Annotated in this window: 10 protein-coding genes; 9 read left to right on the plus strand and 1 reads right to left on the minus strand. The window is 60.9% G+C overall.

Features of this window, described 5'->3' with window-relative positions:
- Positions 1-22: 22 nt before the first annotated feature.
- Positions 23-1969 (minus strand): acyltransferase family protein, encoded by a 1947-nt coding sequence (locus O3675_RS04560; RefSeq protein WP_371571230.1) that lies wholly within the window; start codon positions 1967-1969, stop codon positions 23-25.
- Between the two features lie 253 nt (positions 1970-2222).
- Between O3675_RS04560 and dapB the strand changes: the two genes are divergently transcribed.
- From dapB to O3675_RS04605, 9 genes are all read left to right on the plus strand, one after another.
- Complete coding sequence (dapB, locus tag O3675_RS04565; RefSeq protein WP_371571232.1) at positions 2223-2993, plus strand: 4-hydroxy-tetrahydrodipicolinate reductase; 771 nt, start codon at positions 2223-2225, stop codon at positions 2991-2993.
- Between the two features lie 9 nt (positions 2994-3002).
- Entirely contained in the window at positions 3003-3665 is a 663-nt protein-coding gene (locus O3675_RS04570; protein WP_371571234.1) for a tetratricopeptide repeat protein, read from the plus strand.
- Between the two features lie 193 nt (positions 3666-3858).
- Entirely contained in the window at positions 3859-4794 is a 936-nt protein-coding gene (gene dapA, locus O3675_RS04575; protein ID WP_005507895.1) for a 4-hydroxy-tetrahydrodipicolinate synthase, read from the plus strand.
- Between the two features lie 391 nt (positions 4795-5185).
- On the plus strand, positions 5186-6901 hold the full coding sequence (locus tag O3675_RS04580) for a ribonuclease J (protein ID WP_005507894.1): 1716 nt from the start codon (positions 5186-5188) through the stop codon (positions 6899-6901).
- A gap of 245 nt (positions 6902-7146) precedes the next feature.
- Entirely contained in the window at positions 7147-10341 is a 3195-nt protein-coding gene (locus O3675_RS04585; RefSeq protein WP_371571236.1) for a DNA translocase FtsK 4TM domain-containing protein, read from the plus strand.
- Between the two features lie 186 nt (positions 10342-10527).
- Positions 10528-11175: a CDP-diacylglycerol--glycerol-3-phosphate 3-phosphatidyltransferase gene (gene pgsA, locus O3675_RS04590; RefSeq protein WP_005507107.1), complete on the plus strand. Its 648-nt coding sequence runs from the start codon at positions 10528-10530 to the stop codon at positions 11173-11175.
- A gap of 100 nt (positions 11176-11275) precedes the next feature.
- Positions 11276-11866 (plus strand): CinA family protein, encoded by a 591-nt coding sequence (locus O3675_RS04595; protein ID WP_049345098.1) that lies wholly within the window; start codon positions 11276-11278, stop codon positions 11864-11866.
- Between the two features lie 236 nt (positions 11867-12102).
- Positions 12103-12510, plus strand: a complete 408-nt coding sequence (locus O3675_RS04600; RefSeq protein ID WP_005507109.1) for a helix-turn-helix domain-containing protein — start codon at positions 12103-12105, stop codon at positions 12508-12510.
- Between the two features lie 168 nt (positions 12511-12678).
- Positions 12679-12900 carry a DUF3046 domain-containing protein gene (locus O3675_RS04605; RefSeq protein WP_070616870.1) on the plus strand — a complete coding sequence of 74 codons (222 nt, stop codon included), beginning with the start codon at positions 12679-12681 and terminating at the stop codon, positions 12898-12900.
- The last annotated feature ends 128 nt before the right edge of the window (positions 12901-13028 follow it).

The following is a 13028-nucleotide window of genomic DNA, read 5'->3' on the forward strand; positions in this document are numbered from 1 at the left end:
TGAGAGCTACTGCGGAGAGCTACTACTTCTGTGCCTTGGCAATAGCCTCCATCAGCACCTGGGCGTAGAGCTCCTGACCGGCAGCCTCCGGGTGAACACCGTCAGAGGCCAGCAGACCGCTCTGAGTCTGCAGAGCCTGGCGAATCGTAGAATTCCAATCCGCAATAATCACACGATCAGAATGCTGAGCCGCAAACTCACGAATCTTACCGTTCGAGTAGTCAATCCAGGTCAGGTTGCGCGGGCCGTAACCGGTGACCAGCACCAGCTTAGAATCGGCAGGCATAGCCGCCAGAACCTCGTCGAGCTGACCGTCCAGAATGGTCGAGTTCGCGGTCACCGACAGCACGAAGGTCTTACGAATCTGGCCGTTGGCACCCATGGACTTAATAATCGGCAGGGCCTTGGCGATGGTGCGTGCTTCCTGCGCGTCAATAGTTGCTTCGGGCATCTTGTCGTACAGCTCGGGGGATACCGCCACCACAATGGAGTCACCCACAATGGTCACCTTCGAAGAATCCACCGAACCGGTTGCAGCCTTCGACACCGAGGGGCTTGCCGAAGCCTTCGCGTCCTTACCCGTTGCGCTCGGGTTTGCCGATGCGCTCGCGGCCTGCGCCTCCTGGCGCGCCTTCAGACGCTCAGCCGCGGCACGCTTGCCGTCCTCAACGGACTGCTGCGCGGCGGTCATAGCGGGAGCGGTGTGCACCGCCAGGCCGGTCGAAGCAGCCGCCACAACAACAGCCAGAACCACCGAAACCGGCAGGAACTTAGTGCGCGAGGACTGGAACGCCGCCACCGCACGGTTAGCGCTACCGCGGAAACCGTAACGGCGAATCGGGGTCTCAACCCAGCGGAAAGACATCTCCGCGATAGCGAAGGTCGCCACCAGAACACCCACGTTCACCAGCGGGGAGCGGTCCGCACCCAGAGCGTAGTGCATGACCACGGCGAGCGGCCAGTGCCACAGGTACAGGCCATAGGAGCGCTCGCCCACCCAGCGCAGGGGAGCGAAGTTCAGCAGGCGGCGCAGCACCTCGGAGGCGCCAGCAAGCATGTCCGGAAGCATGCCCTGAATCACGCCCAGCGCCAGCAGGGAGGCGCCGAACAGACCCCAGGGAATCGCACCGGGAGCCGACTCGGGAACCAGAATTGCGTAGGGAATCAGAGCGAACAGGGACAGCCAGCTGATCATGACGCGGGCGAAGGCAACCAGGCCGAAGGGCTGAGCCACGCGGTACAGCACGGACTGCTGCAACGGCGGGTACAGCGACCAGGGGCGCGCAAACGCCAGCAGGGCGCCGAGCAGCAGGCCGTACAGGTGAGTGTCGGTGCCGTAGTAGACGCGGCTAATGGGGGAGCCGGACATCAGCAGTGCGGTGGCGGTGCTCAGCGACGCAATAATACCCAGCACCATAACCACGCTGAAACGACGCCACGAGCGGCGCAACAACAGGCCAGCACCAACAATGAGTAGCGGCCACACTACGTAGAACTGTTCTTCCACTGCCAGGGACCAGAAGTTCGTGAAGAGCTCCGGGGAGGTCTGCGCGAAGTAGTCGTTACCGGCAAAAATGGAAATCCAGTTGGACGAGAAGGTCGCCGCACCGGCGAGCTGTCGGCCGAGGTTCACCTGAATATCGCCGCCAATGAGCAGGCTGACCGGTCCCATGACCAGAATCAGCAGGGTAATGGCGGGAAGCAGTCGGCGGGCACGGCGAATCCAGAAGTTGCCCAGGGCAATTTTTCCGGTGAGAGCACCTTCACGCAGAAGCAGGGAGGTAATCAGGAAACCGGAGATGACGAAGAAGATATCCACGCCAATCATGCCGCCGGGTAGTACGGTGGGCCAGAAATGGTACACCATCACGAGGAGCACAGCGATTGCTCGCAGGCCGTCCAGACCCGGCAGAATATAACGCCGGTTAGCCTCATCTGGACGCACGGAGGAGGTAAAGAGGGACTTCATACTGTCTGTGTACTCCGTAGGACGGAAATTATAGAAATACTTCCTAATTATATGGTTGCTATCTTTAGATGACATATAAATGCCCGTATATGACGCACATAAGATTTCGTTTTTATGCTGCTGAGGTTCTGCAAGGTATCTCATCTCGTGTGTGCGATGGCGTGAACTGCGCCCACACGGGGGATAATAGAGGCTGTACGTCACAGCGTCTGCCCCATCGTCGGGGTGCTCATAAGTTACGGAGGAGAGAATCATGACCCGCGAGGGTAACGAAAAAATCTGGAAGGTAGCGGTACTCGGTGCCGCGGGCCGTATGGGTTCTGAGGCGGTGCGCGCCGTCAACACCTCCGCAGACATGGACCTGGTGGCGGCACTGGGCCGCGGCGACGACCTGCAGGAGCTGGTCGATGCCGGCACAGAGATTGTTATTGACCTGACCGTTCCCGAATCCAGCGAGGCGAATGTGCGTTTCGCGGTGGAGCACGGTATGCACGCGGTGGTTGGTACGACCGGTTGGACCCCCGAGCGTCTGAACTCCCTGCGTGAGCTGCTGGCTGAGCACCCCGAGGTGGGTGTGCTCATTGCCCCGAACTTCGCGATTGGTTCGATTCTCGCCACCGAGTTCGCGGCGAAGGCGGCACGCTACTTCGAATCGGTAGAAATTATTGAGATTCACCACCCGAATAAGGTGGATGCCCCCTCCGGTACCGCTGTGCACACCGCCCGCAAGGTGGCTGCCGCCCGCGCGGAGGCTGGCGTGGGTGCAAGCCCGGACGCCACCACCTCCGATCCTTTGGGCTCGCGCGGCGCCGTAATCGACGATATTCACGTACATGCGGTGCGTCTGCGCGGCATGGTGGCGCATCAGGAGATTCTGCTGGGCGATCCCGGTCAGCAGCTCGTGATTCGTCACGATTCCTTTGACCGTGCCTCCTTCATGCCCGGTGTTCTGCTGGGTGTGCGTGAGGTGGCGGCGCATCCGGGTTTGAGCGTGGGCTTGGACGCCTACATGGATTTGTCGTAGGGGAGCGTTATGTCTGAACAGACTTCACCCGACGCCTCGCCGGTATCTTCCGAGGCTCGTAGCCCCTGGTGGACTTCGCTGCGTTTGTGGACTGTCTGCGCCTGCGTGCTGATGGTGCTGACCGTGCTGATTCTGCCGCTGCCTTTGGCGGCGCGTGCCTCTATTATGGGTGTGCTGATTTTTAGTGCTGTCTTTGTGACGGTGGATGCAGGCGGCTGGGGTAAGACTTTCGCGGCGCTGACCTGCGCACTGCTGACCCTGTACCTGGTGCATATCGCGCAGCAGGGTTTTGTGATGCTCACGTCCGGTTCGGTGGCTGGCATGGTGCTCGGCGCGGGTATGATTCTGCTGCCGATTCTGGGTGCGTGGGCGCTGGTGCGTGAGGTGCTTTTCGGCGCTCGTATCCAGCGTATGGCTCAGGAGCTGGCGGCGTCAGGCGAACTGGCGGAGGATACCCTGCCGCGCACCCCGGCGGGTCGTGTGGACCGTGAGGCTGCGGCGGTGGAGTTCGAGAGCTTCGCCGCGGCGGTGGAGCAGGAGCCGAATAGCTGGAAGGCATGGTTCAACCTGGCGTGCATGTATGATGCGGGCGGCGAGCGTAAGCGTGCTCGTGCGGCGATGCGCAACGCGTGGGCGTTGCGTTCGGGCGGTCAGGCGAAGGGCATGCGTTAGGCGCTAGCGCTGCGATCCCTAGTCAATGCCACATTTATTTTCGGTATGAGACTGATAACGCCGAGGCTATGTGCCCGGTTTCATAGGCTCTCGTGGAAGTACCGCGGGTTTGAAAGAGTCCGAATTGTAGAACACGCATGAAAACTTATGCGTTCTGTAGCAAAAATCTGCATTTCGGGCGTACTCTGGACATATGTCTGAGAACCTTTCGAACCCCGGTACTTTTGTTGAGCCTGTCTTTGGTCGCCTCCTGACCGCAATGGTGACCCCCTTCGCGAAGGACGGTTCCGTTGATGAAAAGCAGGTCGCAGACCTGGCGAACTACCTTGTGGAGAACGGCCACGACGGCCTGGTGGTCTGCGGTACCACCGGTGAGTACTCCACCATGACCGATGACGAGAACGAGCGCGTCTTCCAGATTGTGAAGGACACCGTCGGTTCTCGTGCGAAGATTATTGCCGGTGTTGGTTCGAACGACACCGCGCACACCATTGAGCTGGCACACCGTGCCGAAAAGGTTGGCGTGGACGGCCTGCTGGTCGTGACCCCCTACTACAACAAGCCGACTCAGCCGGGTGTCTACGCCCATTTTGCGACCGTTGCTCAAGCAACTGAGACCCCCGTCATGCTTTACGATATTCCGGGTCGTGCGGGCATCCCCATCGCACCCGAAACCTACCGCCGCCTTGCAGAAATTGATAGTATTGTAGCGGTGAAAGACGCCAAGGCAGACTTTGGTGCCGCAACCGAAGTTATGGCAACCACCGACCTGCACTACTACAGCGGCGACGACGGACTGACCCTTCCCTGGATGGCAATGGGTGCCGTCGGCCTCGTTTCGGTGACCGCACATGTGGCACCCGCACTCTTCCGTGCCCTGATTGATGCTGTCGTTGCACAGGACCTGGTGGAGGCTCAGCGTCTTCACCTGGAACTGACTCCGATTGTCCGAGCAACTATGGGCCGTGCCCCCGGTTGCGTTGCCGCCAAGGAAATTCTTTCCTGGCAGGGTGTGCTGGATGAGCCCGTTGTTCGCCTGCCGCACGTACTCTCCGAACCGGAGGTTGCCCAGGCTATGCGAGCTGACCTGCTCTCCTCGAGCATCGCTCACACCCTGAAGAACGCCTAAACTTTAACGCAGAACCTGCACAACTTATCGTGCAGAGCGCGTATATATAGAGGACTTCGGCTACCGTTACACCCCGGCTTCGGGGCGCATGATGTAGCCAACGGATGCGGACTCCACACCTAACACTAGGTGAGGGGTCCGCTCTGGCGTATTGCCGCGGTTTACCGTCGATGATTCGACCACCCACTCAGACAGGGGCCCAGCTTAGGTAGAGGCACCCGAGCACTACGCCCCCAAATACTTTTGAATACTTTCGGTGATTTGGACGCACCGGCAGCACCCCACCTCCTCGGCATGTGAGAGCCGAACCGGCTGGAGTGCTTGCGGTACGAAGCGTCGCCTACGAATCACAGACATCACAAGAAAACATAGAAGAAAGAGGAGACACACGATGAGCGTCTTTGAAGCGAATCTTCCCCTCCCTCCCCGCCTGAAGAAGGACACCCTGCGCGTGGTGCCCCTGGGCGGCCTGGGCGAAGTCGGTCGTAACATGACCGTGTACGAAATCAACGGCAAGCTGCTGATTGTTGACTGCGGCGTGCTCTTCCCCGAAGAGTCCCAGCCCGGCGTGGACCTGATCCTGCCCGACTTCAGCTACATTGTCGACCGTTTGGACGACGTGGTTGCCATGGTGCTGACCCACGGCCACGAGGACCACATCGGCGCGGTTCCCTACCTGCTGCGCCGCCGCCCCGACATCCCCCTAGTCGGTTCCGAACTGACCCTGGCACTGGTTGAGGCGAAGCTCGCCGAGCACCGCATCAAGCCCTACACCCTCGCGGTGAAGGAGCACCAGGTGGAGCGTTTCGGTCCGTTCGAGTGTGAGTTCGTTGCTGTGAACCACTCGATTCCGGATGCACTGGCTGTCTACATCCGCACCAAGGCAGGCAAGGTTCTGCACACCGGTGACTTCAAGATGGATCAGCTGCCGCTGGATGGCCGCATCACCGACCTGCGCCACTTCGCTCGCCTGGGCGAGGAGGGCGTGGACTTGTTCCTGCCGGACTCCACCAACGCTGAGGTTCCCGGCTTCACCCCGACCGAGAAGCACATCGGTCCGGTGCTGTCGAACGTTTTCCGTGACGCAAGCGGCCGCATCATTGTGGCGTCCTTCTCCTCGCACGTTCACCGCGTGCAGCAGGTGCTGGACGCAGCCGCTGAGCGTGGCCGCAAGGTCGTGCTCGTGGGCCGCTCCATGGTGCGTAACATGACCATTGCTGAGAAGCTGGGCTACCTGAAGGTTCCCGCCAACGTGCTGGTGGACCTGAAGAAGGTTGACGACTACCGCCCCGACCAGATCGTGATGATGTGCACCGGTTCGCAGGGCGAGCCGATGGCGGCACTGTCGCGCATGGCGAACGGTGACCACAAGATTCAGATTGAGCCCGGCGACACCGTGGTGCTCGCCTCCTCGCTGATTCCCGGTAACGAGACCAGCGTCTTCCGCATCATTAACGCCCTCATGAAGCTGGGCGCTAACGTGGTGCACAAGGGCAACGCGAAGGTTCACGTTTCCGGTCACGCTGCCGCGGGTGAGCTGCTGTACTGCTACAACATCCTCAAGCCGAAGAACGTTATGCCGGTTCACGGTGAGGTTCGCCACCTGATTGCTAGCGGTGACCTGGCGATGGAGACCGGCGTTCCGAAGAAGAACGTGCTGCTCTGCGAGTCCGGCACCGTCGTGGATCTGCGCGATGGCGTGGCGTCCGTGGTGGGCGAGGTTCCCTGCGAGTACCTGTACGTTGACGGCCGCTCTGTCGGTGAGGTTACCGAGAGCGACCTGAAGGACCGCCGCATCCTGGGCGAAGAGGGCTTCGTGTCCATCGTGACCGTGGTGGACCGCGCAACCAAGCGCGTGGTGACCGGCCCGGATATTCACGCTCGCGGTATCGCGGAGGACGACGCAGTATTCGACGAGATTGTTCCGAAGATTACCGCCGCCCTGGAGGATGCTCTGCACCGCGCACCCGAGAAGGTACACACCGTGCAGCAGCTGCAGCAGATTGTGCGCCGCACCATCGGTGCCTGGATTTCTCGCCGTCTGCGCCGCAAGCCCATGATTGTTCCCGTGGTTGTTGAGAACACCTCGAAGGCCGCGAAGAACTAATACTCTGCGCGAGGCTAGGTGCCCGTCATAGCGGAAAGGCGGGGTCGATACGTTGTGTCGGCCCCGCCTGCTGTGTATCTGCCAAACGTATGCGCGAAAGCTACGCGAAAGTGAACGCGGCAGGGGAGAAGCACCTCATCAGCGCCCTATCAATGCCCTCACAGGCACAGGGCGGGGCACACTTTTTAGCTCACTGATAACGAAAGAATCGGTACATTAACGGGAAGGTTGATACCCTAAAAGGTATGGCTCCACGGACCACGAAGGGTCGTAACACGACCTCTACTAAAACAAACACTAAGAAGACCACCCGCAAGCGCACCACCTCCCGAGGCGGTGCCCAGCGCGGTGCCAACGCGGCGAACCCTGTAGCGGGCGCTATCTCCTCCGTCTGGCTGAGCATCGCTCACGCTATCGGTGGGCTCTTCCGCTCCATTGGCACGGTGCGCACCGACCTTGCGCCCGAAGACCGCCGTGACGGCGGCGCGCTCACCATCCTGCTGTTCGGCCTGATTAGCGCCGGAGTGGAGTGGTACAACTGGCGTGCCCACACCTCCCTCGGTTTGTTGCGTGCGCCCCTGGACGCCTGGCACACCATGCTGGGCGGTATTTTCGGTCAGGGCGCCCTGCTGGTCCCGGTGCTTTGCCTCATCATGGCGTGGTGTGTTTTCCGTGGGCCCGACCTGATTAAACGTAATAACCGCGTGGCGTTGGGCTCCTTCATCATCCTGGTGGCGACCTCCCTGTTCTTTGCTCGCCATGCGGGTCACCCGACCTTCGCGGATGGTTTTGACGCCGTCTGGGCTGGTGGTGGCGTGGCTGGCGTGCTGCTGGGCACTCCCATTGTGCGTGTGAGCGGTGGTATTGCGTTCGTTGAGATTCTGATTCACCTGCTTCTGGGTATTGCCGGTCTGATGGTTCTAACGAACACTCCGATTCGTCAGGTGGTGCCGCGTACTTTGCACCTGGTCGGACTGGCGTTGGGCGAGAAGCCGAACGGCACGACTCGAACCTCCGCGAATGATAGCCCTTCGGATGCGACTCAGACCGTGGACCTGAACGCTGAGGAGCACGACCGCAGCTACCTGTACGGTGACGATGAGAAGCCGGCGCGCTCGGCTCAGAAGTCTGGTGGACTGCTCTCGCGTCTGCGCGGTTGGTTGGGCATTGCTCCCGCTGCGTCGACCGATTCTTCCCTGGACGAGTACGCCGGTGATGAGGCATTCGTGAGCGCCGTGGTGGATGATACTCACCCGGAAACCACGCAGATGCCGGTACAGCCGGAGGACTCTGCACAGGATTCCGCGCGGGGATCCGCTCAGCAGACGCGCCCGGCGGCTAAGCCGAACCGCCTGTCCCGTCTGCCCGGTCGCCTCAACCAGGCACCGGCCGCGCAGGGTGCTTCTGCGCAGAACAGCGCGTATTCGAGCAGCCCTGACCTCTTTGACGTTGAGGCGTCGGATGCGCCCGCAGCCCGCCTGGATCAGGTGCAGCGCGCCGCCGTGGCGAACGGCCGCGTGAACCGTAATCCTGGCGAGGAGCCTCTCTTTGACGTTGAGGCATATGACGGCTTTGGCGCTTCTGAGGAAGCTGCACCGCAGACGAAGCCGCACCAGGTGGTGAACCCTGCACAGTCTGCCGCACAGCCCGCCGCCTCGGCTTCTGCATCCCAGGCTCCTGCCGCACCCGCGGCTCAGCCTCCGATTCCGACCCGCATGCACTCGCCCGGCGCGCACCCGAAGAACGCGGCCCCCGCGGCTTCGCGAGCGCCCGAGGCTGGCGCATCCCGCCCGCTGCAGAACAATACTCAGGTGGCAACCACCGAGCAGGCGCGCGGCGAGCAGGTCGTGCAGTCCTCCCGCGGCGCGTACGTGCTGCCTTCTGAGGAGATGCTGGTTTCTGGCCCGCCCGCTAAGGAATCCTCCGAGGTCAACGAGCACGTGGTTGAGGCTCTGACGAACGTGCTGGAGCAGTTCAAGGTGGATGCGCAGGTCACCGGCTTCTCGCGCGGCCCGACCGTGACCCGTTACGAGATTGAGCTGGGTCCCGCCACGAAGGTGGAGCGTGTGACCGCGCTGAGCAAGAACATTGCGTACGCTGTGGCGAGCCCGGATGTTCGTATTCTGTCCCCGATTCCGGGTAAGTCCGCAATTGGTATTGAGATCCCCAATACGGACCGTGAGACCGTTGCCCTGGGTGATGTGCTGCGTTCCCCGCAGGCTCACGCGAACCAGCACCCGATGGTCATGGGTGTGGGTAAGGACGTTGAGGGCGGCTTTGTGCTGGCGAACCTCGCGAAGATGCCGCATATGCTGGTCGCTGGTGCGACCGGTGCCGGTAAGTCTTCGTTCGTGAACTCGATGATTACCTCGATTCTGATGCGTGCAACCCCGGACCAGGTGCGCCTGGTGATGGTTGACCCGAAGCGTGTGGAGCTGACCGCCTATGAGGGTATTCCGCACCTGATTACGCCCATCATTACGAACCCGAAGAAGGCTGCTGAGGCCCTGCAGTGGGTGGTTCGTGAGATGGACGCCCGCTACGATGACCTCGCTCACTACGGCTACAAGCACGTGGACGACTTCAACAAGGCGGTGCGTGAGGGTAAGGTTCAGCCCGATCCCGGTAGCAAGCGCACGGTGCACGAGTACCCGTACCTGCTGGTGATTGTGGACGAGCTCGCTGACCTGATGATGGTCGCCCCGCGTGACGTGGAAGAGGCGATTGTTCGTATTACGCAGCTGGCACGTGCGGCGGGTATTCACCTGGTGCTGGCAACCCAGCGTCCTTCGGTGGATGTGGTGACCGGTCTGATTAAGGCGAACGTTCCGTCTCGTATGGCGTTTGCGACCTCCTCGGTCACTGACTCTCGCGTGGTGCTGGATCAGCCCGGCGCTGAGAAGCTGATTGGTCAGGGTGACGCGCTCTTCCTGCCGATGGGTGCCTCGAAGCCGATGCGTGTTCAGGGTGCGTGGGTGTCTGAGTCTGAGATTCACGCCGTGGTTGAGCACGTGAAGAAGCAGGCGCCGACCATCTACCGTGAGGACGTGATGGTCTCTGCCGCGAAGAAGCAGATTGATGAGGAAATCGGCGATGACCTCGACGATCTGCTGCAGGCGGCAGAGATTGTGATTACGACCCAGTTCGGTTCGACCTCGATGCTGCAGCGTAAGCTGCGCATGGGCTTCGCGAAGGCTGGCCGCATCATGGACCTGCTGGAGTCGCAGGGTGTGGTGGGCCCCTCGGAGGGCTCGAAGGCACGTGAGGTACTCATCCGCCCGGATGACCTGCAGGCGACCCTGGCTCGTATTCGCGGTGAGGAGCCTCCGGCTGTCGACCCGTACGCGAACGCGGTGGACCCGGGCGAGCCGGTCACCGACTATTTCGATGAGCCCGATGATGAGGGCTCGGAGGACGCCTGGCAGCTGACCGGCCGCTAGCCCTTCAGCGCCCTATCCATTCGGCTGAGTGAGTGCGCGACATGCACCCCGTATCGTCCCTGTGATGTCTGCTACGGCACACGTATAATGGACGGTACGGGGTGTTTGCGTATCCCCGATACGTTTAGGTGTCGGTGCGTACGCGGTCTCTCACCGTCGAAAGCCATCTACCCGTAAGGAGCCGTTATGAGTGAAGCTCGCAATTCCGCATCCGCCGGTGCGGTCAGCACAGCGAAGCCTTCGAACTGGAATGTGCCGAATGTGTTGACGGTTCTGCGTATTATTGCGGTTCCTTTCTTCATTGTTGCCCTGGTTGCGGGCGGTACTTTTGGTGCCGCTGACCCGACGCACCGCTGGCTGGCGTGGATTATTTTCATTCTTGCCATGCTCACGGACTGGGCAGACGGCTACCTGGCGCGCTCGCGTAATCTGATTACGAGCTTCGGTAAGATTGCTGACCCGATTGCCGATAAGTTCCTCACTGGCGCGGCGTTCATCGTGCTGTCGGCGCTAGGTGAGCTGTGGTGGTGGGTCACGATTGTGATTCTGCTGCGCGAGTGGGGCATTACGATCATGCGTCTGTTCGTTATTAAGTACGGTGTGATGGCCGCTAGTAAGGGCGGCAAGATTAAGACCGTGCTGCAGACGGTGGCGCTGGTGCTGATGCTTTTGCCGCTGGGTCAGCTGGGTCTTGGCTGGCTGATTCCTGGTTGGGTTCTGATGGGCGCGGTCACCGCGATTACCGTGTGGACCGGCCTGGTGTATGTGCGTGATGCGTATATTTTGCGTCGTAACTGGTTGCAGGCTCAGGCCTCCCAGGGCGGCGGTAAGTAGAGGCGAGGGGAGCGGCGTGTGCTGCTCCCCTTCGCTGTACCTGCGGCGCGTTGTGTGCCGTGTGAGGTTTTGGGCGGCGGTTCGCCGCTGAAAGGAGAGAATAATGGTTCCCCTCGTACTTGAAGATGCTCTGTCCCTTGAGCTTTCCTCCGCTGAGGTTTTCTCTGGTACCCCGGAGGCGGCGGCGCTGTTGCTGCGTGATGCGGTGCAATTGCGCGCCGCCCAGGAGGGGCCGGTGCAGGTGGCGACGGCTGAGTCGCTGACCGGCGGGGATGTTGGCGGCGCGATTTGTACGGTGCCGGGCGCATCCGCGTATTACCGCGGCGGCGTGATTTCGTACGCCTACGAGGTGAAGTCTCAGGTGCTGGGCGTGGACGCTCAGCTGCTGGCGCGTGAGGGGGCGGTGCATCCTGCGGTGGCGGTGCAGATGGCGGTCGGTGCGGCGCGTGTGTGCGGTGCCGATTATGCGGTGTCGACCACGGGTGTTGCCGGTCCTGATCCTGCGGATGGCCAGCCGGTGGGTACGGTCTATATTGGCGTGTGTTCCCCTGGTGGTTCTGAGGTGTTTGAGCGCCACTATTCGGGGGATCGCGCGCAGATTCGTGCGGCGGCGAGCGCGGATGCGATTGCCCTGCTGGCGCGTGCGGTGCGCGGCGGCGCCGGTGGGGTTCTGAAGGACGAGCTGGCGTAGCGTACTAGGGCTGTGCGGCGCCTACCTAAAAAAATTTACGGTTCAAATATATTCACAGGGTTCTTTCAGCTCCGCAGGAATAAAGGCATAGGTTCGCCTGTTTGAATAGATACAAGCCATAAGAAGAGGACGAAAATGGCGGGGCTCCTAGCTCACGCTCCAAAAATCAGTTAGGCTTAACTCTGTACAGTCCCGCAGGTCGGGAATACCTACTCAGGAAAGTGATATAGAAGCTCATGGCTAAGCAGCGCGTATCGATTAATGGCATTACTAAGTGGAAGGAAATCGAGGAGACCCCCCGACAGGTCGCCCCGGTCGTTGAGGAAGCTAAGGTTGTTCCCCTGCGACAGGCAATCGGTGAGGTTCTTCGCGATGTTCGCCAGCGTCAGGGTCGCACCCTGCGCGAGGTTTCCCAGCGTGCCCGTGTTTCCCTCGGTTACCTGAGCGAAGTTGAGCGCGGTCAGAAGGAAGCATCCTCCGAACTGCTGGCGTGGATTTGCCAGGCTCTGGACATTCCGATGTCCCAGATGCTGCGTGAGGTTGCCGACCGTATGGCGGTTCTCGAGGGCGTTCAGATTCCGGATACTGTTCCGGCTGAAATGTCTGAGCAGTACAAGAGCGATTACTACATTCTCTCGAAGTAACGAGAAGCGGCACATGCCGCGCTAAACGTGAAGCGATGCCGTGCATCCCCGTAAGGTGGGTGTGCGGCATCGCTTATTCTCGGGTTTGTTCTGGGTTTACTCTCGGGCGAGATGTGGGCGATGTGACGAATTATGAAGCGAACTAGCGGTGAAGCGGAAGGAGCGCTTGTGAAGCTGAGTGAATTTTGGGCGTGCATGGAGTATGAGTTCGGTGCCGGGTATGCGCCGGTGCTGGCGCGTGACTTGGTGCTGGGCGCGCTGGGTCATGTGACCGCTGCGGAGGCGCTGGACCAGGGCGTTAACCCGAAGGATGTGTGGCTTGCGATCTGTGAGGAGCAGGAGATTCCGCAGGAGCGCCGCCTGGGTCCCGATAAGGAGCCGTTGCGCTAGTCGGTAAGTCTGGCGTGTTCTAGCATAGGGGTGGGGCCTGCCGCGTGTTCGAGTGCTAGCGCTCGCGCGGGAGGTGTTTTCGAATAATTAGCCGATAATCCGGGGTTTTTCGAAAATATATGCCGAAA

This window comes from Rothia sp. 27098_8_27, from assembly GCF_041432805.1.
Classification (GTDB): domain Bacteria; phylum Actinomycetota; class Actinomycetes; order Actinomycetales; family Micrococcaceae; genus Rothia; species Rothia mucilaginosa.